Genomic DNA, 25,431 nt, shown 5'->3' with positions numbered 1-25,431 from the left:
TGATAAATTCACCTTATTGCGCTGAAGGCCCAAAAATAAGGTACTCCACGGCAGATGTTAGCCGCCGGACGACACCAGGCCGGGCAATATTTTCCGTTGCAATCAACGGTACAGTAATTACTTCTTTATCAGGAATTTCGATAAGAAGTTGGGCAACCGGTGTGCCTTTTAAGATCGGTGCGGGTATAGGTTCGTTATAAGCAACTTTCACCACCATAGACTTTCTTTCCTGACGGGAAAGAGTGATGGTCACGCCCTCTTCAACAGTCAAAGGGACTGTATCTGTTTCACCGAGCCAGACGCGCGCATTGTCGACAATATCACCGGGCTTAAAAAGGCTATAATTGCCAAATTCCCGGAAACCCCATTCCAGCAGGCGCTCGCCCTCCCGGCTTCGTTCCTTTGCACTGGTTAAGCCGTTAAGAACAACAATTAGGCGGCGATCATCGCGTTTTGCAGATCCGACAAGACCATATCCAGATTCTTCTGTATGGCCTGTTTTAAGTCCGTCAGCCCCTGTACTTTTATACAGAAGCGGATTTCGATTTCCTTGTTTGATGTCACTAAATGTAAAATCAATTTCACTGAATATCCCGTAATACTCCGGAAAGTTTTCAATAATATATTTCGCTAATATTCCCAATTCGCGGGCCGTCATGCGATGCTCAGGATGTGGCCATCCGGTTGCATTCTTGAAAACGCTTTTTTCCATACCCAGTTCGCGTGCCCGGGCTGTCATTGCATCGCCAAAGGCTTCTTCAGATCCGGCCAATCCTTCAGCGATCACAATACAGGCATCATTTCCTGATTGGATGATGACACCGCGCAAAAGGTCCGATATTTTTACCCGAGTATCAACCCGCACAAACATTTTCGAGCCGCCTTTTTTCCAGGCAGCTTCGCTGACCGGAAGGGTATCCTCCATTTTGAGTGACCCTTCTTTGAGACGCTCCAAGACCATTGTCACGGTCATCAGCTTGCTCATGGATGCCGGCGGCATCAGTTCGTCGGCGTTCTTTTCCATTAACACGGTTCCGGTATTCATATCGAATACGAACGCTTCCCGGGCTGGTGTGTCAAGGGCCTGAGCAGTCCCGGCAGTGAAGCCAAGACAAACAGCCCATACTACAATATTCCGGCGTATTATCGATAATCTCTGTGACATGATCTTGTTTCCAGTTGGTTGCAAGCGCTACATTTGAGGTCGGGTCAGCTAACCTTTTCCCATCCGGGATTGTAACGGTTATTCAATTATGATGCGCGCCCCTGTATGACCAGCATTTATCAGATTTGCAAGCAGTTGATCTGCTTGTTCGATATCATATACAGGACCAACACGGACGCGGTAAAAATCCTGACCATTGACCAAGACCTGACTGACTTTGGACGGGCCCATGGTTGAAAGCCGTGCGCTCAGTTTATTGGCATTACTAAAGTCAACAAACGCACCTGCCTGAATAAAAATCTCAGAATTCCTGACGGGTTCTACAGAGACAATTGTTGTGCTGGTAGCAGGCGTACTAACAGCTACCACTTGCACCGGCCGTTCCGCCACCGGCGCAGGAAGAGGTTCTACGCTTGGGCCTGTAGCAGTCTTGACATTCGAAGGGGGCGCCAGAGCATCTGTTGTGATGGTTGCACGGGGAGCAGCGGTTACATTGTTCTTTTCATTTAGCGGGGTGACCGGCTTTGCAACAACCTGTGAATTTGCTGTAGCGGTCGTATTTCCGTCACTATCGAGTACCTGAACCCGAACCTTCGCTGTCCCCTTCTGTATGATCCCCAGAAGTTCGGCAGATCTTTTAGACAAATCAATTATGCGAGAATGGGCAAAGGGGCCGCGGTCATTTACGGTGACGACAATTGAACGGCCATTTTCAAGATTTGTAACCCGCACATCTGTTGGCAAAGGTAATGTTTTATGAGCCGCCGTCATTTTGTTCATGTCATAGACAGCTCCATTTGCTGTTTTCCGACCATGAAATGGCTCTCCGTACCATGAAGCAATGCCTGTTTCATCATATGTCAGGTCTTCGGCCGGATAATACCAGATGCCGTCAATCTGATAGGGTTTTCCGATCTTTGCCGTTCCTCTGTCAACGCCTGTATTGTTTGTCGCAACAGGGGCTGGTTTTGCTGCATCATCACCTGCAAAAGTTTTTGCGCCATAACTGAGCAAATTAACTTCCGAACATCCGGCGAGCACAACAAGAGCAGCCATTGCCGTCACCAGTTTCAAATTTGGACCAAAACACATGATCTAGTACGCACCCATTTTAAAATGAACCTATTTAGTATACTAACCGTCACCGATAAGATCGGCAAGCTGTCCGACAGACATTGCAAAATACGTCGACCGGTTCCATTTCAGAATTGTCCGGTAATTGTTATAAACAAGGAATGTCTGCCCATTGCCACCTTTTGGCTGAACCAGGGAACCCTTAAGCTGCCGGGACGGCAAATTCTGGCCAGACGCTTTTCTAACGCCCAAATCCTGCCAGTCCTGCATGGGTTTGGACACTTTCAGGCTAACCAGCGACACATCAAATCCTTCGGGAAGAGTGACCTCCCTGCCCCAAGTCTGGTCGCCTTTCCACCCCGATTTTGATAGGTAATTGGCAGCGGAGGCAAAGACATCCGCCTTTGTCGTCCAGATATCGGTTCTGCCGTCTTCGTCATGATCTTCAGCAAAATTCACGAAACTGGAGGGCATAAACTGTGATTGACCCATCGCGCCGGCCCAAGAGCCCTTCATGTCAGCTGCGGCAATATGCTTTTCTTCCAAGATTTGTAAGGCAAGAAAAAGTTCTTTTCGGAAATAGGCTGCGCGTCGGTTGTCATACGCAAGCGTTGTCAAGGCGTCGATTACACTAAATCCACCAGTATACTTGCCAAAGCGTGTTTCCACGCCCCATAAAGCGACGATAAATCTCGGCTGCACGCCATATTTTCTGCCAACTTCCTCAAGAACCTCCCGGTTTTCGTTCAGTCTCGCCTTGCCTGTGTCAACAAGTGATTTAGGAAGTCGTTTTTTCATGTATTGCTGAAAGGTCTCAACAGTTTCGGGTTGTTTGCGATCTAGCGCCACAACCCGTTCAAGGATTTTCACATTTGCAAATGCAGCATCGATAGTCGGTTGGGATATGCCCTTTGCAAGGGCTTCTGTTTTGACATTGGCCAGCCAAACATCAAATTTTTCTTTGGCCGCAAATCCCGGCTTTGCGAAAGCCAGAAAACAAATGCATAACAAAGACGAAAAAATAAAACGCGTCGATTGCTTTGCCATTGGAACTCCATTTTACTAATCGTTCCTTTTTGCCACAGGTTTGGCTCTTTCGCAACGATAAGCGACCATGTCTGGTGATTTTCTAACCTGCGACTTTTTGCCTGTTTAATATTTATCCTGTTTTGCCGATCAATTATATTGACACCGGCAAAGGGGAACTTTAAACGATCAAGACCATTCGGTATCCGTTATCGATCCCGTGGCATGAGATCTTCATAATTTCAGGATCTCCCACATTGCGGAGGGTTGGCAGAGCGGTTGAATGCACTGGTCTTGAAAACCAGCAAGGGTGCAAGCCCTTCCGGGGTTCGAATCCCCGACCCTCCGCCATTATTGCTTCAGGAGTTAAGCTCCGGTAACCATCCGTGAAATAACATTTACGCGAGCCCTTGATTTTCCAGAGCATTATTTATACATCTAGTATCGTTCACCAATCTTCGTCAGTCGCGCAAGGATTTGTTTTGATAATAGATCGACCGAAAATAGATAACCGCAGAAGATTAATGAGCGTTGTTATCGCTCTGATTTTTGCGTTCAATATTTTTGCGGTCGTTCCAATGGCGGAAAATCATGCAAACGAAGAGGGTGTCGCCCACTATATGGTTGCTGCTGCGGACGATTTATCAAACACTGCAGATAAAAAACGTCACGGCCACATTGAAAAATGCGGCGTTGCGTCCTGCTCCATTTCATCTCCGGAATTCCAAACCGGTACAATTGCGAAATCCGGGACGAAAACATCCTTTTCTACATTGTCAAAACAACTTGGCTCTGTAAGCCTTTTCCCTCCTGAACGACCTCCAAAAGCTTAGTTTTTTCCAAGGCCCCCGTTCCCTCCCTCCTGCACAGGTCCTGTCAGGATTAAGGATGCGGTCGCCTGACTTCTAACTTTTAAAAGTAACCCTTTCTCTGCAGTAATATCGGCAAGGATATGCCTGCGCGTATGCGGAGATATGTTTAGGAATAAAACGATGAAAATCAGACGTAACTTTTTATCCGGCGTTGCCGGAGCGACACTCACTGTAACCCTCGCATTAGGCTCTGCCATTGCTCTAGCGGCCGGTAATCATCATGGTGGACACCATGGCGATAAAGCGGTCATTGGCGTCCCTGGCGAGGCTTCTGAGGTCACCCGTACAATCGAAATCAAAATGTTCGACAACTATTACGAACCAGAGGAGATTTCGGTGAAAAAAGGTGAAACCATCCTTTTCAAGGTTGTCAATGCAGGTGAGCTTGTCCATGAGTTCAATATTGGCACCGCCGCGACCCATGCAGCTCATCAGGAAGAAATGATGATGATGATGGAGCATGGTGTCCTTGAGGCCGATAAAATCAATCATGAAATGATGAAAATGGATATGGGAAATGGCAAGACCATGGACCATAACGATCCGAACAGTGCACTGCTGGCACCGGCGGATTCCGCTGAAATCATCTGGAAGTTCGCCGACGGAGGTGAACTGGAGTTTGCTTGCAATGTCCCGGGTCATTATGACGCCGGCATGATGGGCGAATTCAGCATTGAATAGGAAAATTGCGCGGCTTGAAACAGGCCGCGCATCATTTCATCGAAATTCTAGAGGAATAGAAAATGACAAAAACGCTTATGCGCGCACTCTCGCTTGGTCTGATGACCAACATGGGAGCAACGTTACTCCCGGTACTGGTTTATGCTGGAACATATGATCTGACCGTCGACAAGGTTTTGATCGATACAGGCGAATTCACCAAGGAAGGGATCGGCTATAACGGCAAGTCGCCGGGGCCGGTTCTGCGCTTCAAAGAAGGGGAAGAGGTTACAATCAACGTGGCCAACAATCTGGATGAGACAACGTCTATTCACTGGCATGGCCTTATCCTACCCTATCAAATGGATGGTGTCCCCAAAATCAGTTTTCCCGGGATCAAACCCGGTGAGACATTTACCTACAAATTCCCGATTGTTCAGTCCGGTACCCACTGGTTTCATAGCCATTCAGAGTTTCAGGAGCCGGATGGTGCCTACGGATCGATTGTCATCGAGCCCAAGAAAAAGGAGCCATTTCGGTTTGACCGGGACTATGTCGTGCAGTTTACGGATAAACATCCCCACTCCGGAAAGCGGATTATGCGGAACCTGAAAATGGCCGCAGATTACTATAATCGCAAGCAACAAACTCTGAGTGATTTCTTTTCCGATGTTAAGAAAAACGGTTTTGGAGAAACGGTAACAGGTCGGATGGACTGGGGCGGCATGCGCATGATGGCCTCGGATATCGAAGATGTTCAAGGTTTCACACCGCTGATCAATGGTATGGGGCCGGACCAAAACTGGACAGGGATTTTTACGCCCAAGGAACGGGTTCGGTTGCGATTTATTAACTCCTCCGCCATGACCTATTTTGATGTCCGCATTCCCGGGTTGAAAATGACGGTAGTGGCAGGTGACGGAAACTATGTCCAGCCCGTTACCGTTGATGAACTCAGGATTGGTGTTGCAGAAACCTATGACGTGATTGTCAGGCCTAAAGAAGATAAAGCCTATACCATCTTCGGCGCCAGCATGGGCCGGACGGCTTATGCTAGGGGCACACTCGCCCCCCGGGAGGGTATGGTTGCAGCCATTCCAGAAATGACGGAACGGCCACTTCTGACCATGGCAGATATGGGGATGGATCATGGCAATATGGTTGGTATGGATCACTCATCAATGAAAAAGATGGACCATTCCAATATGAAAGGTATGGACCATTCGAACATGAAGGGAATGGGTTCTGAGGAAGATGCATTCTATGCCGTTGGAAGTGGTCTCGCTCCTGCAGCCGCTAACGGCGGGAAGTTTCTTTCCTATTCTGATTTAAAGGCTCAAAAGCCGATCTATGAACACCGGAAGGCAACACGTGAAATTGAACTGCGCCTCACCGGAAATATGGAACGGTATATCTGGTCGATCAATGGTGTGAAATATGAGGATGCGGAGCCACTCAAACTGCAATATGGCGAAAGGGTTCGCTTTAAATTCGTCAATGAAACCATGATGACCCACCCCATGCATCTGCATGGCATGTGGAGCATTCTGGATGTTGGTGCCGGTAAATGGAACCCTGCCAAGCATACCATTAGTGTCGCGCCTGGCACCACGGTCTATTCTGAAACCGAAGTAGACGCAGAGGGTCAATGGGCCTTTCACTGCCATCTTTCCTATCATGCAGATGCAGGCATGTTTCGCAAAGTTGTAGTAGAAGGTGGCCCGAAATCTGCCAGCTTGAACAGCTCTGAAGAAGGAGTATTGCAATGACGCATATGCTGAAACTCCTTCCTGCGACGCTGACGGCGTTTACTTTGCTGGCACCAGTTACCAGTCTGGCAGAAGACCCTGCCAATATTTACTATGGCCTTCAAATAGAAGAATTTGAGTATCGCTACGGAGAAGGTGGAGAAGAGCTCTTCGCCTATGATGCAGATGCCTTTATTGGCACTGACGAGCTCAAACTGCGTTGGGAAGGAGACGGAGAATATGACATCAATGTCAAAAAGTTCGAGTCCCTCTCCAACCAGCTTGCCTTGCAAACTCCTATCTCCGATTTCTGGGATATCAAGGGCGGGGTAAGATACACAAGCCCAGAGGGTCCGGATCGTTGGTATGGTGTAATTGGCTTAAGCGGCCTAGCTCCACAATGGATAGAGGTGGACAGCCATCTTTTCTTGAGTGAGAAGGGCAAACTTTCCGCTGATCTGGACATGGAATATCAAATCCTGCTTTCGAATTACCTAATCCTGACGCCGTCTGCTTCTGTGGATGTTGCCTTCTCCAGTGACCGGGAGATTGGTGTTGGGTCCGGGGTCAATAGCGTCGAAGCGGGTTTGCGGCTGAGCTATGACGTTTGGGACAGAGCTTTCTCCCCTTATGTCGGAGTTGTCTATGAGCGAAAGTTCGGTCAGACCGCCAACTTTATTGAGGCGGAAGGCGAAAGCGCAGATATCTGGTATGCCGTTATCGGCGCCAAGTTCATGTTCTGACCTGCGCGATATTTCCTCAATCACCCGGAAGGATAAAGGATTCTATCCTTCCGGGCATCTTCCTAATTCTTAGTTTGGAAAGTTCATGAAAAATCTGATTTCTCTATACCTCAGCTTCTTCCTATTAATCGTATCAACAGTCGGTGCTTTGGCTAATGATACAGATAACCTGTACCAATCCGCAGAGATTGAAGAGGCATCTCTCACACTATCTGACGACAACGAAACGGCGGTGCTGCGGTTCAAAATTACCAATCAAACTCTCAGCAATCTGATAATACTGGGGGTAATAGGGCCATATAATGTAAAATCACAAATATTGGTGAAAGTTGACGACACAAAATACGTGGAATTGGGATCCATTTCAATTGAACCAGAGGAAAGCCTCGACCTGACAACATCACATATGTTCATTCGGCTATCAGATCTGCCAGATGGCTTTCAGAAAACTGGAAAAGTTGAATTGAATATTATTCTTTCGGCAGGGAAGTTACCGTTTATGGCGCATATCACAAACGGTTCCTAATTTATCTCATTTGCTCGTTGTAGCTCCCGAACGTACAGAATTATATTTTGAATTTCAGTGCCGGTTATGCCGTCCACAGGCGGCATATTCCCAAAGGGCCAATGATGGGCTCGCACCCCATTTTTGACAGCTCTTTCAAAAGCCAAATCGCCATGATGGCTAGGCTCGTATATTCGATGCACAAGCGGCGGCGCCTTGCCTTCCAACCCGGCAGCGTTATCGCCGTGGCAAGAAGCGCAGTTTTTCAGAAATGCCTGCTCGCCAGACCGTGCAACAATCGATAACTCGGGAATTTCAACGACAACTATGGGTCGCCCGATTTGATTTTCCGGTTCATCTGAAGTGAGCCAAAGGTAAGCCCCGACAGCGATCAAGGCCAAAGCGATAAAGAGTATACCCTTGTTTTTATCTGATAGGTTCATCTGTTCGCCCTCAGTGACACGCTTTACCTAACGCTTTTAGGCGCCAGTAATTGTAAGGAAGCGGCGTAATAAACCCGGCGAACCACATCAGAGGCAGGACCCACAATGTCAATCTGGCCCCACCAGTAAAAAGATAGTCTATGTAGTTCATGGCAACCTCCATCGATATCATCGAAATCAGGGACATGCCAATGGCAGTTTTAAATGCCAATTTGAAAACCATCTGACGCGATAAAACTATTGTCTCCAAGGCAATGGAGGTCAATAGCCCATTGACAATGGCAAGCGCCATTATTGCCAAAGTCGGCCAAGGAATGCCTGTAAGCTGAAAGAATAGTATGGTTCCCATATCACCGATCGAGCACCCGACCAGACACCATAAAGTATTGACCGAGGCACGCCGCCAAGTTGGTCGACAGGCCCAGTTAATTCCGACAACAGTTTCTGTGAAGCTCATGTTTTCCTCATGTACAAAGTGAATTGACTCGTCTGAAAGAATTTGTAAGGCTTCCAGTAACTGGAAGGTCAAGAGGAAAAGATGTACACAATTGGGGATGCTGCTAAGGCAACAAACTTACCGACGAAAACTGTCCGCTACTATGCAGACATCAATCTCGTAACCCCAAGTGGCCGTTCCGATAACGGCTATCGCCTCTATAGCGATAAAGAGATAAATAAACTTATCTTCACACGGCGAGCCAGAAGCTTCGGGTTTTCCGTTCAGGAATGCCGGGAATTACTTGACCTATATGAAAATCGAGATCGATCAAGTCGGGATGTAAAGGCTATAGCCCTACACCGGATTACGGTGATCGAAGAAAAGCTACAGGAACTTCAATCCCTTCACGACGAACTTTCTCATCTTGCTGAGACTTGCAATGGAGATGATCGGCCCGACTGCCCGATTATTGATGGATTGGTAAAATAGAAAGCAATGAGTTTTAAACTGGACTGATACAAGCAACTGGTACAGAATCTAGCCAAGCAAAGAGGCTCACTAGCTTTAACCCATTGATACCCTTATACGAAAGAAGGCGGTGGTTTCTCCCCCACCCTCCGCCACCCGAATGATCGAAGCCTTTCTTTTTTAGTAATTTAAAAAAGTGGACCTCCTTACGGATCAAAAGGATTGCCAGCATGTGACCCAGTGCGAATATTTACCTTTCAAAACATTCGCGAGTTTATACTAAAACTGCTTACTCGAAGGTTAGGGTAACCGTTCCGAACGGGCCGTAATCAGCTTCATAAATCTCACCTGTTTTAGGTCGAATCATGCCGGTTAGGGTTCCGGTACTGACAAATTGACCTGCCTTCATGCCAATTCCTGTTTTCGAGAGTTCATTAGCTAGCCAAGTCAGAGGCTTTATCGGGTGACCAAGCGCCTTCCCTGCCGATCCGGAACGCCGTTTTTCATTGTTGCAAAGCAAATTGACTTCTTGCCCGGCAATATTTTTTTCTCGCCAATCGATAATCGCCGGGCCATATATGATTGTGCCACTGCCTGCGCCATCGGCAAGAATGGCCGATAATGGGGGAAATTGTTCGTCGTGAATAAATCGACATTCGGCAAGTTCGATGCCTGGATGCAATGACGCAACCGCTGCCGCAACTTCCTCAGAGGAATAGGGTTTATGGCGAGGCGGCAAATCCCTTCCCAGGCATGCTTGAAATTCCACTTCAGGGATTGGACTACAAAACGATTTGACGTCAACGCAGATCGGTGTTGTTCGAACATTGGGTGCGTAAACCCTGCCATAAATCGGTGAATTTGAGCGAAGTGCTTTTTGCATTGCCTGGTTGGTCGCTGCTATTTTCCAGCCGGCAACCTGCCATCCCAGTTTTTCCTCCACTGCTCCGGCAATGCGGTAGGCCGTTTCATTATCCGGAGGTATCAAGGCTGGATCAAGACCACTTTGCTGGCGACCGCTTCGACGGAGACTTACCAACAATTCAACTAACTCTTGCTGCTTTTCAGAATCCATTATTCACCTATGAAAAAATTGAAATCAAGGCATCTAAATTGATGTTTGCGGTAATAAAACAGCCCATCAAAGCTTGAAAACACGTTTTGCGTTGCCGCCCAGGAATAGGGCTTTGACCTCATCTTCGAGCTCCCACTGATCCAGATCTTTTAAAGCATGTGCAGCTTCAATCATTTGATAGTTGGTACCAAAAAGAACTTTAGATCTACCATGCCGCTGCATATATTCCACCAACTCTGGAGGATAGCGACGCGCGGTGTAAGCAGAGGTATCTATGTACACGTTCTCGTGTTTTGTGGCGACAGCAATCGCTTCCTCGGTCCATGGGTATCCAATATGTCCGGCGACGATTGTCAGTTCCGGAAAATCAAGTGCGACTTGATCCAAATAAATGGGCCGCCCAACTTCCGACGGCATCAATGGACCGGTATGACCGATTTGAGTGCAGAACGGTACGCCTTCTTCGACGCAAGCTGCAAAAACAGGATAAAATCTCCGGTCGGTCGGAGGAACTTCCCAAAGCCACGGTAGAACACGTATGGCCTTAAACCCAAGTTCGTTCACACAACGCCGGACTTCCCGGATCGCATCCATTGGCCTTGAGATATCAACTGATCCAACACCGACCAGCCTGCCTTTTGCTTCATCAACAAACCCGGAAACTTCGTCATTTGAAATCATCACGTTACGCGGGGCAACCCAGGCACTGGTCAGCATTACATCAACGCCACCTTGGTCCATTACGTCAATCGTTGCGGAAACGGGCAACTGTTCTTTTGACGGCCGTCGTTTAGTCCAACGGCGCAGTGATTCAAAAATCGGGTCATGGCTGTGACGAACTGTCGGGTGCTGGCCCCAAGCATCAATGATCATTTCTCTTGCTCTCAATCTATAAAGTCGAATAATATTGTAGAGTAATACTCTAGAGTGTTACTCTTGAAAAGGCAAATGATGGGAGACAATCTGTTGAGTACAAGAGACAAAATCGCAAATTCGGCATTGGAGCTTTTTGAACAGAAAGGCGTCGACGCAACGTCAGTAGCGGATATCTGCGTACATGCGAAAATTTCGAATGGAAGTTTTTTCCACGCCTTTCAGAGCAGGCAAGATCTGTTCAAGACACTCTACCTCTCTGCGCTTATGAGCTATCACACAGCAATGTGCGCCGCTCTTGGCCCGGAAATTGGAGGCGAAAAAGGCTTGGCCAACCTCATCCAGACACATATCGAATGGGTAATTTACAATACAAAGCAGGCGCGATTTCTGTTCGAACAGTCAACTGAAGACTGGTGGAAAGGTGAGGAAATTAGACAGGAGCTGGAGAGGGAAAATGCGCAATTCGCGCAGTCAATTGCGCAGTGGCGTATTCACTTGACCAAGAAACGGGTATTGCGAGATGTGGACGGTAAGGTGTTTTTCGCTCAGGTTATTGGACCGGCTCAAATATTCTGCCGCAGTTGGCTTTCCGGAAGATCGAAAAGCAACCCACTCGATCATTGCAATGAATTGATCGAATGCGCTCAAAGTGCCCTTGTTGTAAAAACACCTTGAGCCACAAAGAGTGGTGTTTTTTCGGTAAAGGGGCATATCAGGCTCGAAAGCGGAATGTCTTTTTTTCAAAGAGAGGACGCTTGAACATTATCATCCCTTTTTTGCCGCCTGGCCTGCCCTATCACAAACTCAAAAACCAACCTGGTGTTTTTACGCATTGCCCTCGCTCGAGGATATGCTAGGCAATAGCTAAACCGGCTTAGTAATGAGTCTTGACTGAGGCAACATAACTGCCCGGACCGAAGTTCTCTCTCAATTAAGGAAACACTTGCCAAAGCTACGCCTTCACCGTTCAATGCACGGCCTATGGTTTGTGCATAGGTTGCGTACTCTTTCTTTGGCCATGTGGCAGTTTCTTCAAGATCAAGTTGTTCAGTCCATGTATCCCAGTTGTTCGATTCCGGTCCAATTCGTGGATAATTCAAGAGCGTTGGTTTTTCACAACTTCCAAAACCCAGTAGGCTGATCTGTGGGACGAGCTTTAGTCGCTCCAACAATGAAGGCGCAACCACAGGAACAAGACGTTCCTCAAGAATTGGAGTACAGTGCCAGCCTGGTACATTCTCATCACTGTAAATGATTGCCAGATCAGATTCTGTTGAAAGTTGGTCATTCGTCCTGTCAGTGGTGATCAGGTTTACCGCACAAGCTTCATCACTGAGACCAAATATCTTCATTCGGGGCTGCAGCCAGAACATGGATACTGCACTGTTGGCAGAAATACTCACAGCACTTACGGCCTCGCCTGAAATAGACTGAAACGTCATATCAAGATAATCCAACGCAAGGGTCGCATTACCCTGTAACCTCTCACCCTCCGCCGTCAGCGAAAGATTAGGCCCCAACCGATGAAACAGGGCGACACCGAGCCGGCTTTCCAATTGGCCAACCCGCTTGCTGACTGCAGCCTGTGTGACAAACAGCTCAGATGCCGCCTGGGTGAAGTTGAGGTGACGCGATGCCGCCTCAAAAAACACGAGACAATCAAGGGAAGGCATTTTCCGGCGATAATGTTTCATAACTTCTAGTTATCATGAATAGGAACAATTAGTGCTGTTTACACATGATAATGGCCCAGTTTAACGTTTACAATGAAAACTCTTACTAATGGGGATTTGGTATGAATAATTCAGGCCCACAGTTGGATCTAAATGGGCTCGTTGATCTGCATGCAGCAAAGAAAGCACTGGCTGCGTTACCTGTTGTTGATGAGAAAACGCTCCGCCTTGATCGCCTGGAGAGGCTTCAAATTGAACTCCAGAAGCGTGATTTGGGCGGAATCCTGTTGTATGATCCCATCAATATTCGATATGCGACCGATTGCCGTAATATGCAAATCTGGACGATGCATAACTCGGCGCGCTACTGCCTGGTTCCGGCAGAAGGAAAGGCAACGCTGTTTGACTTTGTCAATTGCACACATCTTTCTGCAGGCAAGGAAACGATCGAGGAATCCCGACCTGGCACTTTATGGTACAACCACACAGCCGGTTCCAAACGAGCCGACCTGATTGAGTCCTGGGCGGATGAGTTGGCCGACGTCATCAGGCAAAGATGTGGAAATACCCGCATTGCCATAGATCGGCTGGATTCTGACGGTCGCATTGCACTGGAAAATAGACAGATTTCCGTCGGCTTCGGCCAGGATGTAATTGAATATGCGCGCTGTATCAAGACACCAGAAGAACTGAAGGCACAAAAACATTCGGCTTTGGTATGCGAGACTGCCTTAAGTGCCATGCGCAAGCAGACCGTCCCGGGGGTGTCAGAGAATGAACTATGGTCGATGCTTGTTTCTATCAACGCCAATTTAGGTGGTGATTACATTGAAACGCGATTGGTGGTTTCCGGCACAAATACTAATCCATGGTATACAGAAGCAGGTGAGCGAAAAATTCAGGCAGGAGAACTTCTCGGCATCGACACTGATATGATCGGACCGTTTGGCTATAATACAGATATCTCCCGAACCTGGCTATGTCATCCGGCTAAACCGACAGAAGAGCAGAGAACCATTTACAAGTTGTCGTATGAACAAATTCATCACAACATGGCCCTGTTGAAGGCAGGCCTTTCATTTCGGGAGTTTTCGGAAAAGGCGTGGAAAATGCCAGAGCGATACGCCGAACTGGATTGTGGTGTTCTGGTTCATGGTACCGGCATGTGTAATGAATACCCACAGCTTACACCCCTGCATCTGTTTGAGCGCACGGGATATGATGGAAATTTCAAAGAAAACATGACTGTTTCAGTCGAAAGTTATATTGGAGAGCCGGGTCGCAAGGATGGTGTAAAGCTCGAGCAAATGGTGAGGATCACAGAGTCTGGTTGCGAACTTATCGTCAATTTCCCGTTCGAAGATGAACTTTTGAACTAGCGATGGAATGTCTTGTTGGGTTTTACGTCAAGTCCTCAAGATTCAGAATATGCTGAAAGGCGGCTCTTTAGTTTTTTTAAATAGCGTGAAAGTTTATATGTCGAGCTGCATATGTAATCGGCAGGTTATAAACTTCTGAAAGCGTCTCTGCGTTTATGACCTCTTTGCTATCGCCAAAATTGTGAACATGGCCATCTCTAAGAAAATAACTTTTGTCCGTACTTTGATAAGCAATATTTAGATCGTGCATGACCATGATGACAGTCAGGTATTTGTTGGCACATTGTTGGCGAATTAACTCCATCACCTGGTATTGATGCTTAAGATCCAAAGCAGACGTGGGTTCATCCAAAAACAGATATGCCTTTTCCCGGTCCCATATCTGCGAGAGCACTCTTGCGAATTGGACCCGTTGCTGCTCCCCACCAGATAATGTTGGGAATGACCGCTCCCGCAGATGCCATGCATCCATTAAATCCAATGTTTCATGAACGATTTCGGTATCGGTGGCGTTATTTTTTTTTAGCGCGTAAGGGTTTCGACCCATGAATACGATTTCCTCCGCAGTAAAGGGGAAACTAATGGGAGTATTTTGAGAAAGTACGGCTCTCTTCATCGAAAGCTCCTCAAGAGAGTACTCCTCCAGTTTTCGCCCCTCAATCGAGATGGCACCGTGATCTACGGCCAACGACCCGGTAATGCACTTGAGTAATGTTGTTTTCCCCGCCCCGTTAGGCCCAAGTATGGCACTCACTTTCCCGGCTTCAAAAGTCGCACTGACATTGTCGAGGATGAGTTGCCGGCCAACACGAAAGCTTACATTACTAACAGCAATCATAATCCAAACCTTCCAGAGTATTGTTTTACGAGAAGCCAGAGAAAAAACGGGCCACCGATCAGACTGGTCAAGATTCCCACAGGCATTTCCGCAGGTGCGACGATCGTTCGGGCAAGGGTATCTGCAACCAAAAGCAAGGCAGCACCCAAAATACCGGAGGCTGGAATTAGCAATCTATGGTCAGGTCCTAACAGCAACCTCACCAGGTGGGGAACAACGAGCCCGACGAAACCTATAATGCCGCTAACAGCTATCCCCGCACCTACTGTCAGCGCCGTGGCAATTATAATCAAACGCTTTAGTTTCTCTTCATCAACGCCAAGGTACCGCGCTTCGTTTTCTCCCAAAAGCAGAAGATTTAACTCACGGGCGCTTCGGATCAGTATAAAACTGGCTGGCAGGACTATTGTCGAAGCAACAATTACTGACGGCCATAATGCGCCACCAAGGCTGCCCATTGTCCAAAATGTTAACGTCCTGAGCTGCTCGTCGTTACTCAGGAAAGTCAAAAAGCCAACACCTGCCGCACAAAGTGCATTGAGTGCTATCCCGGTTAGCAACAAATAAGTAACGGAAAACTTCCCTGTCAATTTAGCGAAACGGAAAATAACCAGGCAGGCAATCGTTGCCCCTAAAAATGCTGCGATACTTAGGCTGTAGAGTCCCAGAAGACCTGTTAGAGGGCCTGCAAAAACAATAACAATTGCAACGGCTAATGCCGAACTGGTGGAAATGCCTATTAGGCCAGGGTCGGCTAAAGGATTTCGGAAAAGCCCCTGTAAAGCTGCTCCGGAAACAGCAAGGGCAATGCCAACAATTACGGCTAGCAATACTCGTGGGAGACGGATTGAAAATAATACTGCCTGCTGCTGCGACGTCAGATCGGAGGTAATTAGCTTTGAAAGCGGAATAGATACGGCACCGATAGATGAGGCCAGTACTAAAGCCAGTAAGAGTAAAAAGCTTAGTATTAATAATGCCGGGAATTTAAGCCGGAAGAAAGGGAGTGAAACTGTTACCTGTTTGGTTAAAAGGTTCATAAATCATTAGTCCGGCGATTAAGTTCTATCGCTGCATCAGCCGTACGCGGACCAAACCCTAGCAGTAACAAGGCGTCCATGGCGATCACTTTGCCTCGCTTCGCAGCCGGGGTCAGATTGATGCCAGGTATATTCAAAAGTGCGGGTTTACCTCCCACCTGCTCAAGGCCCTGCGTTGTTACTAATATGATATCCGGGGCAATGGCTGTCGCGGCTTCAGGAGAAAGCGGTTTATATCCCCTGTACTCACTGACAGCATTCTCGGCACCGGAAAGTTCAATGACACTACTGGCTGCGGTATCCAGGCCCGCAACCATTGGTGCCCCGCCGCTATGTTGAAGGATAAACATGATGCGCTTTTTATCCTTTTGCGCCGCTATTGCTTTGTTCAACTTGGTGGATGCCAATTCCAGGCTTGATATCAAAAAATTGGATTGCTCTGTTTTGTCCAAAGCCACTGCAATCACCTGAATGCTTTCCTTTACATCGGATAGAGAACGCCCCGCTCCCACCTGCAAGATATCGACCCCGGCCGTCTTTAACTGTTCAAGCACTGCAGGTGGCCCCGCTTCATCAGATAAAATTACAAGATCCGGAGTTAGCGATAGAATGCCCTCGGCCGATAACGTACGTTGATAACCGACTTTTGGCAGTTGGGCGGCTTTTGCAGGGAAATAGCTTGTCGTGTCACTTCCAACAAGAAGGTTGCCAGCGTCCAGCCCATAGACAATTTCCGTTAAGGCTCCCCCGACGGAAACAACACGTTTCGGGGTTTCTGCAAGGACCGTAGAAGTCATGAAAACAAGTGACAGGCTAAACAGAAATTTGATCATTTCTTTGTTTCCTTCCGCATAAGTATATTTGCTGCTTCAATCCCCTGGGATTGCAGATATGTCAGCACTTCAAGTAATTTTTCGATCGCAATTCGTTTGTCACTGGCGACGATTAATTCATGGTCAGGCTTATCCAAAAAGGTGGATTTGAGAGTATCTTTCAGCCCTTCAAAGCTGTTGATCATTTCACCATCAACAGCATAGGAATCGCTCCGAATTTCCAGCATGATATGCTGCGGGGCGTTTACTAAATTGATTTCATCTTCAACGCTGGACGGCAATTTAAGATCCAGCGACTGGAACACTGCCCCAGCTGTGAGCAGAAAAAACACAAGAAGGATAAAAAGAATATCCAGCATCGGAGTTAAGTCAGGTGCCAGGTCCCGTAAAGTTCCACTATGAGGATCCTCCGCTTGTAATCTGATCATTAACGTCTTGCCCCAACATTGAAATCGACAACTTCAGACGCCTCGGTTGCTTTCTCTAACTCGAAGGACAAGGAAAGCCGATTAAGTTCCAGGCAATAACCTGCCAACAGCCGTTCACTAAAACCGCTAAAAAAATGAGCCATTATCAGCGCCGGAAGCGCAATCAGCAAACCGACTGCCGTGGTCAGCATGGCCTCCCACAATCCGTCGGCTATCAACGCCGGCGAAACCGGGCCAGTTTGTACGGCGATCACCTGAAATGCAGCGATGATACCTAAAATAGTCCCTAGTAGTCCAAGAATCGGGCTGATCGTTCCAATCATTCTCAGAAGCTTTACGCCGGCGAAGTAAGGCCGGTGTAGCTCATTGAGCAAAATTCCAGCCAATTCATCTCGTATTACTTTTGGATGCCGACGGTTCGCCCTCAATGTCTCTGCAAGACGTCTGCATTCGGATTTTGAATTGATGCTGGTCTTGAGAACAAAAACAAATCGCTCAAATCCAATGGTAAGAGTGATGAGAGAACATGCTGCAAGCGGCCATCCCATGAGACCTAATTGGGAGAACCACGCCGGCAATAACTCCAGTTCAACGCCATCAAGCGACATTGGCAACTTCCTTGGCAGGTAATTTCGCGACAATTTCCCGCCAGAGTTCCAACTCAGGATCACCTGGTTTGCGCTTACCAAAGAATGTAACAATCAGTTCGCCTGTGGTATCGAATATTTCAACCGCCGTTACAATACCGTCTTCCGTTGGTTTTCGCGTAACCCAGCTTCGCGCGATGTCTTCTTCATTCAAATGCAAATTGAATTTTGGATCGAGGACATTATACCAGGAGCCATGTTCAACCAGTTTTTTGACGATGCCCGTATGTATCTGGATACATCCACGATTTCCGACAAAGACCATGATTTCACACTCTGAAGCCATTGCGAGATCGAGTACATTTCGTGCGGCGCTGTTGTCCAGCTCTAATGCCAGATGGGGTCCGACATTCCGAAAGGCCTGCTCGCGATCGACGTTGAATTTTCTAAGTAAAGGAAAGAAGTCGTGGGTATCCTTGAGATTTTCCCAACTTGCCCTGAAGGTGTCCCAGTCAATTTCGGAATCCGGTTTTTCCTCCGATTTTGGCGGATAAGATTCAATTTCAATTGTCGTTGTCTGCGTCGCATGGCGATGTTTTGCAACCAGATCATCATAAGCTACCTCGTTGGATTTATTGGTCAGGTAAATTTTGTGGATTGCCTGCCCGGATTTATCGAAAAATTGTAAGCTTTTTCTAATGCCGAGTTTACTTGGCTCAGCTACTGCAAATCCATATGCCCAATGGGACATGAAGAGGCGAAGATCAATATCCGGGTTTACAAAAAGCCCGGTTTTCATGGACCCATGTTGAAAAAAGCTTGGATTTTCATAGATGCCCATACGCTCATGCACACAATGTTCATTGCGGGTAAGCGCCATTACCTCATCTAGATCGGCTATTTCCCTTAATATTTTTTCAGGGTCATCGGACAGTCGGGTAACTTCCTGTCCGACTTTTGCGGCCAGTAATTCTCCTTCGGAAATACCAATCTCAGCGGCTGCGTTACGAGCACGTATTTCAGGTTGATCGCTTTTCAATCGGGCAAGCCATGTATTTATTTCCTCCGCCGACAGAGACGGTTTCAATTGCAAGGATTTGTTCATCTGATTTTCCTTCAAATTACTGTATGACAAAATTCACGGGTACACGGACCCAACTGACAATGGCGGAACCATCCACCCGAGTGGGCTCGAATTTCCATTTCTTCACTGCCGACAAAGCGGCCCGGTCAAGCAGTCGATGCCCCGAGGATTGCGCAACTTTCAGCTCACCGGGCTCCCCATTCGTCAGCACCTTCGCATGCAAGGTCACGGTTCCTTGCTGACCCATATCGAGCGCCCGGCGCGGGTAAGTAGGTGATGTTTGATGTCGATACCTGGCTTCGTTTAAAACAGTAGATGCATCCTGTCCGGCAACTCCTGAGCCATTTGCTCGGGCTGTTTCCTTACTCTTAGGCTGATCTAACTTTTCTTTGTTTGGCAGGACTTTGACGTCTACAGCCTTTTCTACCTTCTGCTCTGCCTGTTGAACCGGTAATTTTACAGGTTCGACAATCGGTTTTTTAAAGGCGGTATTTTCGGGAACTGGTTTAGAAAGTGTTGGCTTTCGACGAGGCATTGGAACTGCGGCAGTAGAAATTATTTTTTCTGTTGCCTTGGCCTGCGTAACAATTGGTATCGGCGCTGATGGAACAGGTACTGGCGCTGCAATCTCCCTAACCGGTTCAATTTTTGCTGTTACTACCGGCTTTGCAAGCGTCATCAAATTTACTTGAAGAACGGGAATTTCGAACACAGGAATTTCTGGCCTGGTAATCGTGATGTGAGAGATTATGAGCCCGTTCACACAGACGGCCAAGAGGAGGTAGATATACCACCTCCCCCCCGCGTCTGTCCTGTGCTGTAGGATTGCCGTTACCATTTATAGGCAACCCTTAAATTGTAACTGCGTCCTTCCTCGAGCAAGCTGGCAAAGCGTTTCGTGTAAGCTTTGTCAAATATATTCGAGATACCAACGTCTACCGTCAGGGTATCGATCCCTGCCTGCTGTGGCGCCCACCGATAATATACATCATAGACAGAATATCCGGGCGTCTCTGTATCACCAGACCCCACTTTATCATTGGCGGCCGCAAACCGGCCGCGAACGCCAAAAATACTGTCGATTTCGTCTACCTGATAACCAAGGTCTGTTACAAAAGTTAGCGGAACATTGTTCGACAGATATTCTCCAGTATCCCGGTTTTCGGCTTCAACATAAGAAAGACCGACCTTTGCGCTAACAGGATGTAATCGATATTCGCCATCCACTTCAAAACCGGTTAGCCGGGCATTGGAAATATTGACAAATTCAGTCGTTCCCGCGACGACATCTACGTCTTGGGAGATGAAATCATCGCCTTCACTGATGAACCATGATCCTTTGACCTGTATTTGATCCTGTTGCGCAACAACACTGTCGAAATTGACGCCTGCACCTATTTCAAACGTTGTTACGGTTTCCGGTCTCAAATTAGGGTTTGGGACAAAGAAGTTATCAGGTGGAAACGGAAATGAACCTGGAAAATGTAATCCCGATGCGTAAAGCTCCGTCAGGTTCGGCGCACGGAATGCATTTGAAATGCTGCTGAAAAACATCAGGTTATCATTGGGTAGGTAGCTAATTGCAAGCTTCGGGGATACCTGTTGCTCACTTTGCGAATTACCGTCGACATCGCTGCTTCTATAGGAGTCAAATCGGGCAGCCGGAATGATTAAGAACTTCCCGGCTGATGTATCTACAGCAATCTCATCCTGCAAATAAAAACCGTAATTCGTGGCATCTGCATTCGGTACTCCCGGGCGGGTTCCGCCATTTGTCGTCGTGCCGGTTTGCTTGTCATGGTATATTTCAAATCCGTATGACAAGGTATGAAGCTGACTATCACTCGCCGTTAGTCTTGTTTGGTTATCAATTGTGAAACCAAGCGTGTTGATATCTCTCGTTTGAACCCTGCCGGCGTTGGTTCCGGTAATATCCTCTTCACGAACACTCGTATCATTGTAGTAAAGATGTAACTTCGGATTGAGCCAGTTATTGTCTACATCTTCAAATTCATACTTCAGTCCAAACTGGTTATCCGTCACTTTCTTCTCGACAACAGGGTTGGAAGGCGAGATCACGCCGGCACTGTTATTTGGCTCTTTACCGTCGTTAGAAAACCCCTGATAGAGAAACTTCACTGTATTGTAGTTGTCAATACTATATCCAACCTTGAAGGTGCCGGAGAGGAGCCGGTCTTTCGTAATCAAGTCACTCCCGTCCCCTAATTCTATATCGTCAGAATGACGCAGTGCCGCAATACCGATAACGTCAAGAGCGCCTGTCCGTCCGTAAGCAGAGATCACAGGCGCATATTCTTCGTTGGCGGTCCGGTAGCCCATGGCCGTATAAACACCGAAATTCTCGCCTGGTTTCAGGAGGTCTGCGGCATCTTTTGTTTCAAAGGCAATGACACCGCCAACGGCCCCGCCCCCGTAGATAGACGATGACGATCCTTTTACGATTTCAACACGTTTCAGCAATGAAGGATCAATGAAAAATCTACCGTCATGGGCAGATTCAAAATTTTGCCGACGACCATCCATTAACGTAAGAATGGCTTCATCATCAAAGCCTCGAATAGATACAGTTTGCCCATTGCGTCTTGGGCCATTCTCAACTTCGACCCCCGGGGTAAACTCCAGTAAATCCCCGATATCTCCTGCGGTCGCATTTCCCGGTGCATCTGGATCAACATTGGATGTCATTGCCGGCACCTCGAACGAAGATTGCGGACTTCGCGTGGCATAAACCGTAACGGTATCAAGCGACACAGCCGGTGCCGGTTCCTTTTCCTGTGAGTAAACCGGAGACAATATGGTGGTGGAGAGAAGCGCGCTTAGAAAAGCACGCGGCAGCAACTGTCGCATAACAAACAACTTTCTTTGAGGTGAATTGCGTTTGCTAGCTGCCTGGCTACCGTCAATTGGTTGGCTGGGTGGCGGGCTATTTGCTTACTTCGTTAATATCAACTTCCCGTTTCCGGTAAGTCGTAGCTTATATTCTTCACTATCATGCAGAATTTTCAGTTCCCGGCCTTGTGAAAATAGATCAACGCTACGCATGGTATTGTCTTCAAGCGAGATCATTCGCTTGTGACTCTTGCGCTCACTATCATTTTTCAGCATTGAGTGACCATTCTACGGCTAAGGGAAATTCCCGAACTGCATTTTCTATTTAGGAATGATTATCAATTGCGAAAAGAGGAGTCAAGAAAGTTTTTACGAATAATTGTCAATAATTGTAGCGGGATATAAGGCTAATTTCCCAACAGTGAGTATATTAAAACCCTTGTTGTCTGCACTGAACTACTTGTTTCCTCACAGGTATGAAATAAATTTCACAGATGCCGATTTAACTCTGAAAGCCAGGAGACAAGCTAGAGACCTTTCACCGTTAGATAATGCTAATCAAAATGGCAATACAGCCGCTGCCAATTTATTGAAGGATCACAAAAATATAGGCTCCTTGCCGAAATATACTGTGAGAAATTTAAACCGGCACATTCTTAGGTGCCGTTTTAGGGATGAGTAGAACCAAAATAGCGGCACTGACGGCAAGCCAAATGGATCCGACCCACAACAAATCATAGTTGCCGGAGGTATCAAAGATATAGCCGCCTAGGAAAGCTCCCAATGCTCCCCCCATGGCATGACCTGCAGAGACCATTCCCATGGCAAGCCCCATCACTTTTAAACCGACATGGCTGGCGACCAGGCTAGCCGTAACCGGCACTGTCGAGTAATCAACAACCCCAAAAAACAGAGCGAAGACAAACAACATCTCAACAGATGTCCCTGGAAGGTTGGCAAGTAAAATGAATGAGAGGCTTCTGAGGATATAGATTATGGCGAGCAACAAGGGCCGATTAGCCCGATCAGTAAGCCAGCCGGCAACTATCATTCCTATCAAATTTACGCCGGATAAAACACCATATGCTGTTGCGCTTGGAATCGGCGGGAACCCGCAATATGAAGCGAAAGGCAGCAGATGGGTTTCGATAACCCCGGTTGTCGTAAAACCACAAATTAGAAAACTCCAGAATAATGCATGGAATACAGGATTACGGACAATAAGGGAGAAATCGTGAGCGATACCGGAATGGCGAGCCGATTGAAGGGGGGCCTTTTCATTGTCATTTTTCTTAAGCCTCAAACTGGACAGGATACAAGGTATCAGCAAAAGGCTGGCAATGCTCAAGGCTCCAAAACTCCACCGCCAGCTTACAAAAGCCAGGAGGCTGGCAATCAGAGGAACAATAAGAAACTGCCCGCCAGTTGCTCCTGAAGTTGCAATACCGGTAGCAAGACCGGTGTTAGCCGTATAGGTTCGCGCGACTGCTGTTGCAACAACATGTGTAGCAACGATCCCAAACCCGACCGCAGCAAATCCTGCGAAGCCTATGACAAACATCAACTTGCCGTTCATGGTCGCAACCAGTGCGCAGCCGATACCCAGTAATCCCATTCCCAAATTCAGGGTAAAGCGTGGGCCTTTCCTGTCTACTAGACGGCCTGCAAAGGGAGCAACAATTGCCATTACAATAAGGGCTGACGCCCCTACTCCAGATATATAACTGCTCGACCAGCCAAACTCTCCTTGCCAAATTGGCATAACCAACCCAAGGGCGGCCCTTCCGGAGAAAGCAAGGGAAAGGGCTAAAAAACCAAAGATAACAACGGACCAGTGCCGCCTGTTTGGTGTGGCTAGGGTATTTTTCATTAATATGCCTCCATAACCACATGATGGCCTGTAGTCTGAGCTGGCATATAACGAATTAATTGTAAATAAACTTTAGCTGTACTAAAGTTAAAATATGACATTACGTATCCAGGATCTTTACACCTTCTTTGTTGTTGCCCGCGCCGGGGCGATGCAACAAGCAGCGAATGAGCTGAGGGTAACACCCGGGGCGATCAGCCAACGAATTGCTAGCATTGAAGATAGATATGGTAAGAGACTATTTTCACGAAGCCGTAAAGGCGTAGAGCTTACAAAGGCTGGGCAGGATTTATGGTCTGATATCGACGCGAGCTTTTCAAAGATTGAAAAAGCAAATAACGCGCATTTCGGTCGGAATTCTGAGCAACAAATTCGGATCAGCGCCACCCCCACTTTCGCGTATTCATGTCTCGTTCCGCGGCTCGGAGAATTTACCGACAAGTACCCAAAATTAAACATTACAATTGAAACCGATAAACGACTTGTAGACTTGCGCAGCGAACCTATTGATCTTGCCATTCGTCACGGCCTTGGAGATTATGTGGGATACCAGTCTGAATGGCTTAGCTCGCCCGAACTCATTGTTGTCGGTAGTCCGTCCCTTTTGCAACGTGGCAGGCCTATCAATGATGCTATCGATTGCCTTGGTTACAGGTTGCTGCGGGATACCACCGCAATTTGTTCTGACTGGCAGCTTTGGTGTGAAGCGCGGGGTATAGATGAGCGAAAAGCATTGTACGGGCCGTCCTTCGAAGATGATTATCTTATTGTCAAAGCGGCTGTTGAGGGTCAGGGACTGGCACTTTTGAGCGACGTTTATGTATCCGAACAGTTAAAAACCAAACAACTGGTCAAAGCTTGTGATGCGGCTTGGCCGACACATTTTGCCTATTATGCTGTGGCTTTGCCAGTCACCTTTGAAAGACCGGCAGTCAAGATATTTGTTCAATGGTTGAAAGCAATCGCAGCCGAGGACATCTCATCCATCAGGTAACATTCGCATACAGCTAAAACGCGAGAAAAAGAAAATCACGAGATTTTCTCAGCTGGTATTCCGGGCCTTTCTTTCATTTTTCCCTGAATAAGGATAGAATGCCAGCGAGCATATGGATGCACTATATGATCGGAAACAATTTAGGTCATTCAGCTCCATTAGGTGAAATGGAAATGAGGATGAACAAACTCACTTTAGTCTTCATATTGATTTTGGGGGCATGTACCTCGTTTGGTCCATCCCCAAAAGACGAAGATTATACAAAGGCTTTAAAGAACGTTCCTGACGCCAATGAAACCATGTTCATCGCATCTGTCCGTTTTGTTCAGCCCGATGGTGAGCCAACATTATACAAGGGTCAGTTGGTGACACCTACAGAGGTTTTCTTCGGACGGTTACTTGTCACACCCAGTAAACTTATCATTGTCATTTATGATGAAGAAAGTAGTGAATATATCACTATTTTCAAAATCAGATATTCTGAAATCGACAATTTTTCAGCAATCCGGGAACCGGATAAATCCATCACTTTTCACTTAGAAGTGGAGGAGGAAATTTATTGGATTTCAGGGACTTTTCCTTTGGATAGAAATGGCGAGGAAGTTGAAAGTGGTGAGGTACGCGAGTATATCCATAAACGCCTTCCTGAATCGACGGGTGAGTTTAATCCTTTCATAAAAAAATGCTATGCCTGTAAAAAATCCTGAACGGCGATACTCCCAATAGTGAGGTGCATTTGACGGTGCCGGTCGCATTAGTTA

Annotated in this window: 28 protein-coding genes and 1 tRNA gene; 11 read left to right on the top strand and 18 right to left on the bottom strand. The window is 47.3% G+C overall.

The annotated features are described in order from the left end of the window. Window positions 1–13: 13 nt before the first annotated feature. The 3 genes from NBZ79_RS10210 to NBZ79_RS10195 form a co-directional block, all read right to left on the bottom strand. Entirely contained in the window at window positions 14–1,165 is a 1,152-nt protein-coding gene (locus tag NBZ79_RS10210) for a D-alanyl-D-alanine carboxypeptidase family protein (RefSeq protein WP_251932280.1), read from the bottom strand. A gap of 78 nt (window positions 1,166–1,243) precedes the next feature. Further along, the gene (locus NBZ79_RS19585) at window positions 1,244–2,221 is read right to left on the bottom strand and encodes a septal ring lytic transglycosylase RlpA family protein (protein ID WP_274706744.1); all 978 of its coding nucleotides are present in this window, start codon (window positions 2,219–2,221) and stop codon (window positions 1,244–1,246) included. A gap of 78 nt (window positions 2,222–2,299) precedes the next feature. Next, window positions 2,300–3,286 (bottom strand): lytic murein transglycosylase, encoded by a 987-nt coding sequence (locus NBZ79_RS10195; RefSeq protein ID WP_251932279.1) that lies wholly within the window; start codon window positions 3,284–3,286, stop codon window positions 2,300–2,302. Window positions 3,287–3,526: 240 nt separating this feature from the next. Here NBZ79_RS10195 and NBZ79_RS10190 point away from each other — a divergent pair. From NBZ79_RS10190 to NBZ79_RS10165, 6 genes are all read left to right on the top strand, one after another. After that, a tRNA-Ser gene (locus tag NBZ79_RS10190) sits at window positions 3,527–3,616 on the top strand. Between the two features lie 173 nt (window positions 3,617–3,789). Then, entirely contained in the window at window positions 3,790–4,098 is a 309-nt protein-coding gene (locus tag NBZ79_RS10185) for a hypothetical protein (RefSeq protein WP_251932278.1), read from the top strand. A gap of 159 nt (window positions 4,099–4,257) precedes the next feature. Beyond that, on the top strand, window positions 4,258–4,818 hold the full coding sequence (locus tag NBZ79_RS10180; RefSeq protein ID WP_251932277.1) for a cupredoxin domain-containing protein: 561 nt from the start codon (window positions 4,258–4,260) through the stop codon (window positions 4,816–4,818). A gap of 62 nt (window positions 4,819–4,880) precedes the next feature. Beyond that, window positions 4,881–6,566 (top strand): copper resistance system multicopper oxidase, encoded by a 1,686-nt coding sequence (locus tag NBZ79_RS10175; protein ID WP_251932276.1) that lies wholly within the window; start codon window positions 4,881–4,883, stop codon window positions 6,564–6,566. Further along, window positions 6,563–7,288, top strand: a complete 726-nt coding sequence (locus NBZ79_RS10170; RefSeq protein ID WP_251932275.1) for a copper resistance protein B — start codon at window positions 6,563–6,565, stop codon at window positions 7,286–7,288. Before NBZ79_RS10175 ends, NBZ79_RS10170 begins: the two co-directional genes overlap by 4 nt. 85 nt (window positions 7,289–7,373) lie before the next feature. Next, a complete protein-coding gene (locus NBZ79_RS10165; protein WP_251932274.1) occupies window positions 7,374–7,814 on the top strand; it encodes a hypothetical protein in 441 nt (146 codons plus the stop codon). On the opposite strand, the gene NBZ79_RS10160 is transcribed toward NBZ79_RS10165, so the two are convergent. Continuing rightward, window positions 7,811–8,236 carry a c-type cytochrome gene (locus tag NBZ79_RS10160; protein WP_251932273.1) on the bottom strand — a complete coding sequence of 142 codons (426 nt, stop codon included), beginning with the start codon at window positions 8,234–8,236 and terminating at the stop codon, window positions 7,811–7,813. The two genes, NBZ79_RS10165 and NBZ79_RS10160, sit on opposite strands and share 4 nt — an antisense overlap. Window positions 8,237–8,246: 10 nt before the next feature. After that, the gene (locus NBZ79_RS10155; RefSeq protein ID WP_251932272.1) at window positions 8,247–8,693 is read right to left on the bottom strand and encodes a DUF4396 domain-containing protein; all 447 of its coding nucleotides are present in this window, start codon (window positions 8,691–8,693) and stop codon (window positions 8,247–8,249) included. 81 nt (window positions 8,694–8,774) lie between these two features. Here NBZ79_RS10155 and cueR point away from each other — a divergent pair, with 81 nt between their 5' ends. Further along, complete coding sequence (cueR, locus tag NBZ79_RS10150; RefSeq protein ID WP_251932271.1) at window positions 8,775–9,164, top strand: Cu(I)-responsive transcriptional regulator; 390 nt, start codon at window positions 8,775–8,777, stop codon at window positions 9,162–9,164. 268 nt (window positions 9,165–9,432) lie between these two features. Here cueR and NBZ79_RS10145 read toward each other — a convergent pair whose 3' ends face one another. Together NBZ79_RS10145 and NBZ79_RS10140 are read right to left on the bottom strand one after the other, a co-directional pair. Beyond that, the gene (locus tag NBZ79_RS10145; RefSeq protein ID WP_251932270.1) at window positions 9,433–10,218 is read right to left on the bottom strand and encodes a 2-keto-4-pentenoate hydratase; all 786 of its coding nucleotides are present in this window, start codon (window positions 10,216–10,218) and stop codon (window positions 9,433–9,435) included. Window positions 10,219–10,284: 66 nt separating this feature from the next. Beyond that, on the bottom strand, window positions 10,285–11,091 hold the full coding sequence (locus NBZ79_RS10140; RefSeq protein ID WP_251932269.1) for an amidohydrolase family protein: 807 nt from the start codon (window positions 11,089–11,091) through the stop codon (window positions 10,285–10,287). A 93-nt stretch (window positions 11,092–11,184) separates the two neighbouring features. Between NBZ79_RS10140 and NBZ79_RS10135 the strand changes: the two genes are divergently transcribed. Further along, window positions 11,185–11,769 (top strand): TetR/AcrR family transcriptional regulator, encoded by a 585-nt coding sequence (locus NBZ79_RS10135; protein ID WP_251932268.1) that lies wholly within the window; start codon window positions 11,185–11,187, stop codon window positions 11,767–11,769. A 65-nt stretch (window positions 11,770–11,834) separates the two neighbouring features. Here NBZ79_RS10135 and NBZ79_RS10130 read toward each other — a convergent pair whose 3' ends face one another. Next, complete coding sequence (locus NBZ79_RS10130; protein ID WP_251932267.1) at window positions 11,835–12,767, bottom strand: LysR family transcriptional regulator; 933 nt, start codon at window positions 12,765–12,767, stop codon at window positions 11,835–11,837. A gap of 122 nt (window positions 12,768–12,889) precedes the next feature. Between NBZ79_RS10130 and NBZ79_RS10125 the strand changes: the two genes are divergently transcribed. Next, a complete protein-coding gene (locus tag NBZ79_RS10125) occupies window positions 12,890–14,146 on the top strand; it encodes a M24 family metallopeptidase (protein WP_251932266.1) in 1,257 nt (418 codons plus the stop codon). A gap of 76 nt (window positions 14,147–14,222) precedes the next feature. Here NBZ79_RS10125 and NBZ79_RS10120 read toward each other — a convergent pair whose 3' ends face one another. The 10 genes from NBZ79_RS10120 to NBZ79_RS10075 form a co-directional block, all read right to left on the bottom strand. Next, a complete protein-coding gene (locus NBZ79_RS10120; RefSeq protein WP_251932265.1) occupies window positions 14,223–14,984 on the bottom strand; it encodes a heme ABC transporter ATP-binding protein in 762 nt (253 codons plus the stop codon). After that, window positions 14,981–16,024, bottom strand: a complete 1,044-nt coding sequence (locus NBZ79_RS10115; RefSeq protein WP_251932264.1) for a FecCD family ABC transporter permease — start codon at window positions 16,022–16,024, stop codon at window positions 14,981–14,983. Before NBZ79_RS10115 ends, NBZ79_RS10120 begins: the two co-directional genes overlap by 4 nt. Beyond that, window positions 16,021–16,857 (bottom strand): heme/hemin ABC transporter substrate-binding protein, encoded by an 837-nt coding sequence (locus NBZ79_RS10110; RefSeq protein ID WP_251932263.1) that lies wholly within the window; start codon window positions 16,855–16,857, stop codon window positions 16,021–16,023. The genes NBZ79_RS10115 and NBZ79_RS10110 overlap by 4 nt, the downstream gene beginning before the upstream one ends. Beyond that, on the bottom strand, window positions 16,854–17,285 hold the full coding sequence (locus NBZ79_RS10105; RefSeq protein WP_251932262.1) for a biopolymer transporter ExbD: 432 nt from the start codon (window positions 17,283–17,285) through the stop codon (window positions 16,854–16,856). Before NBZ79_RS10105 ends, NBZ79_RS10110 begins: the two co-directional genes overlap by 4 nt. Continuing rightward, the gene (locus NBZ79_RS10100; RefSeq protein WP_251932261.1) at window positions 17,285–17,893 is read right to left on the bottom strand and encodes a MotA/TolQ/ExbB proton channel family protein; all 609 of its coding nucleotides are present in this window, start codon (window positions 17,891–17,893) and stop codon (window positions 17,285–17,287) included. The genes NBZ79_RS10105 and NBZ79_RS10100 overlap by 1 nt, the downstream gene beginning before the upstream one ends. Beyond that, on the bottom strand, window positions 17,883–18,977 hold the full coding sequence (locus NBZ79_RS10095; RefSeq protein ID WP_251932260.1) for a hemin-degrading factor: 1,095 nt from the start codon (window positions 18,975–18,977) through the stop codon (window positions 17,883–17,885). Before NBZ79_RS10095 ends, NBZ79_RS10100 begins: the two co-directional genes overlap by 11 nt. Window positions 18,978–18,993: 16 nt before the next feature. After that, window positions 18,994–19,635, bottom strand: a complete 642-nt coding sequence (locus tag NBZ79_RS10090; RefSeq protein WP_251932259.1) for an energy transducer TonB — start codon at window positions 19,633–19,635, stop codon at window positions 18,994–18,996. A 152-nt stretch (window positions 19,636–19,787) separates the two neighbouring features. Further along, the gene (locus tag NBZ79_RS10085) at window positions 19,788–21,824 is read right to left on the bottom strand and encodes a TonB-dependent hemoglobin/transferrin/lactoferrin family receptor (RefSeq protein WP_251932258.1); all 2,037 of its coding nucleotides are present in this window, start codon (window positions 21,822–21,824) and stop codon (window positions 19,788–19,790) included. 84 nt (window positions 21,825–21,908) lie between these two features. Next, a complete protein-coding gene (gene hemP, locus NBZ79_RS10080) occupies window positions 21,909–22,043 on the bottom strand; it encodes a hemin uptake protein HemP (RefSeq protein WP_338056149.1) in 135 nt (44 codons plus the stop codon). Window positions 22,044–22,446: 403 nt separating this feature from the next. After that, window positions 22,447–23,676 carry an MFS transporter gene (locus NBZ79_RS10075; RefSeq protein WP_251932256.1) on the bottom strand — a complete coding sequence of 410 codons (1,230 nt, stop codon included), beginning with the start codon at window positions 23,674–23,676 and terminating at the stop codon, window positions 22,447–22,449. 94 nt (window positions 23,677–23,770) lie between these two features. Between NBZ79_RS10075 and NBZ79_RS10070 the strand changes: the two genes are divergently transcribed. Beyond that, complete coding sequence (locus NBZ79_RS10070) at window positions 23,771–24,670, top strand: LysR substrate-binding domain-containing protein (protein WP_251932255.1); 900 nt, start codon at window positions 23,771–23,773, stop codon at window positions 24,668–24,670. Window positions 24,671–24,795: 125 nt separating this feature from the next. Further along, window positions 24,796–25,377, top strand: a complete 582-nt coding sequence (locus NBZ79_RS10065) for a hypothetical protein (RefSeq protein WP_251932254.1) — start codon at window positions 24,796–24,798, stop codon at window positions 25,375–25,377. Window positions 25,378–25,431: the final 54 nt, after the last annotated feature.

Source organism: Sneathiella marina (assembly GCF_023746535.1).
Classification (GTDB): Bacteria; Pseudomonadota; Alphaproteobacteria; order Sneathiellales; family Sneathiellaceae; genus Sneathiella; species Sneathiella marina.
Note: the sequence above shows the minus strand (reverse complement) of the source record. Positions and strands in the feature narration are given on the sequence as shown.

What these genes read in the sequence shown, in the direction of transcription:
- NBZ79_RS10160 (WP_251932273.1), bottom strand. Translation starts at nt 8,236, where the DNA reads ATGAACCTATCAGATAAAAACAAGGGTATACTCTTTATCGCTTTGGCC.
- NBZ79_RS10085 (WP_251932258.1), bottom strand. Translation starts at nt 21,824, where the DNA reads ATGCGACAGTTGCTGCCGCGTGCTTTTCTAAGCGCGCTTCTCTCCACC.
- NBZ79_RS10095 (WP_251932260.1), bottom strand. Translation starts at nt 18,977, where the DNA reads ATGAACAAATCCTTGCAATTGAAACCGTCTCTGTCGGCGGAGGAAATA.
- NBZ79_RS10130 (WP_251932267.1), bottom strand. Translation starts at nt 12,767, where the DNA reads ATGCCTTCCCTTGATTGTCTCGTGTTTTTTGAGGCGGCATCGCGTCAC.
- NBZ79_RS10180 (WP_251932277.1), top strand. Translation starts at nt 4,258, where the DNA reads ATGAAAATCAGACGTAACTTTTTATCCGGCGTTGCCGGAGCGACACTC.
- NBZ79_RS10075 (WP_251932256.1), bottom strand. Translation starts at nt 23,676, where the DNA reads ATGAAAAATACCCTAGCCACACCAAACAGGCGGCACTGGTCCGTTGTT.
- NBZ79_RS10170 (WP_251932275.1), top strand. Translation starts at nt 6,563, where the DNA reads ATGACGCATATGCTGAAACTCCTTCCTGCGACGCTGACGGCGTTTACT.
- NBZ79_RS10090 (WP_251932259.1), bottom strand. Translation starts at nt 19,635, where the DNA reads ATGACGCTTGCAAAGCCGGTAGTAACAGCAAAAATTGAACCGGTTAGG.
- NBZ79_RS10125 (WP_251932266.1), top strand. Translation starts at nt 12,890, where the DNA reads ATGAATAATTCAGGCCCACAGTTGGATCTAAATGGGCTCGTTGATCTG.
- NBZ79_RS10100 (WP_251932261.1), bottom strand. Translation starts at nt 17,893, where the DNA reads ATGTCGCTTGATGGCGTTGAACTGGAGTTATTGCCGGCGTGGTTCTCC.
- NBZ79_RS10210 (WP_251932280.1), bottom strand. Translation starts at nt 1,165, where the DNA reads ATGTCACAGAGATTATCGATAATACGCCGGAATATTGTAGTATGGGCT.
- NBZ79_RS10195 (WP_251932279.1), bottom strand. Translation starts at nt 3,286, where the DNA reads ATGGCAAAGCAATCGACGCGTTTTATTTTTTCGTCTTTGTTATGCATT.
- NBZ79_RS10105 (WP_251932262.1), bottom strand. Translation starts at nt 17,285, where the DNA reads ATGATCAGATTACAAGCGGAGGATCCTCATAGTGGAACTTTACGGGAC.
- hemP (WP_338056149.1), bottom strand. Translation starts at nt 22,043, where the DNA reads ATGATCTCGCTTGAAGACAATACCATGCGTAGCGTTGATCTATTTTCA.
- NBZ79_RS19585 (WP_274706744.1), bottom strand. Translation starts at nt 2,221, where the DNA reads ATGGCTGCTCTTGTTGTGCTCGCCGGATGTTCGGAAGTTAATTTGCTC.
- NBZ79_RS10155 (WP_251932272.1), bottom strand. Translation starts at nt 8,693, where the DNA reads ATGAGCTTCACAGAAACTGTTGTCGGAATTAACTGGGCCTGTCGACCA.
- NBZ79_RS10175 (WP_251932276.1), top strand. Translation starts at nt 4,881, where the DNA reads ATGACAAAAACGCTTATGCGCGCACTCTCGCTTGGTCTGATGACCAAC.
- NBZ79_RS10115 (WP_251932264.1), bottom strand. Translation starts at nt 16,024, where the DNA reads ATGAACCTTTTAACCAAACAGGTAACAGTTTCACTCCCTTTCTTCCGG.
- NBZ79_RS10165 (WP_251932274.1), top strand. Translation starts at nt 7,374, where the DNA reads ATGAAAAATCTGATTTCTCTATACCTCAGCTTCTTCCTATTAATCGTA.
- NBZ79_RS10065 (WP_251932254.1), top strand. Translation starts at nt 24,796, where the DNA reads ATGATCGGAAACAATTTAGGTCATTCAGCTCCATTAGGTGAAATGGAA.
- cueR (WP_251932271.1), top strand. Translation starts at nt 8,775, where the DNA reads ATGTACACAATTGGGGATGCTGCTAAGGCAACAAACTTACCGACGAAA.
- NBZ79_RS10070 (WP_251932255.1), top strand. Translation starts at nt 23,771, where the DNA reads ATGACATTACGTATCCAGGATCTTTACACCTTCTTTGTTGTTGCCCGC.
- NBZ79_RS10140 (WP_251932269.1), bottom strand. Translation starts at nt 11,091, where the DNA reads ATGATCATTGATGCTTGGGGCCAGCACCCGACAGTTCGTCACAGCCAT.
- NBZ79_RS10110 (WP_251932263.1), bottom strand. Translation starts at nt 16,857, where the DNA reads ATGATCAAATTTCTGTTTAGCCTGTCACTTGTTTTCATGACTTCTACG.
- NBZ79_RS10120 (WP_251932265.1), bottom strand. Translation starts at nt 14,984, where the DNA reads ATGATTGCTGTTAGTAATGTAAGCTTTCGTGTTGGCCGGCAACTCATC.
- NBZ79_RS10145 (WP_251932270.1), bottom strand. Translation starts at nt 10,218, where the DNA reads ATGGATTCTGAAAAGCAGCAAGAGTTAGTTGAATTGTTGGTAAGTCTC.
- NBZ79_RS10185 (WP_251932278.1), top strand. Translation starts at nt 3,790, where the DNA reads ATGAGCGTTGTTATCGCTCTGATTTTTGCGTTCAATATTTTTGCGGTC.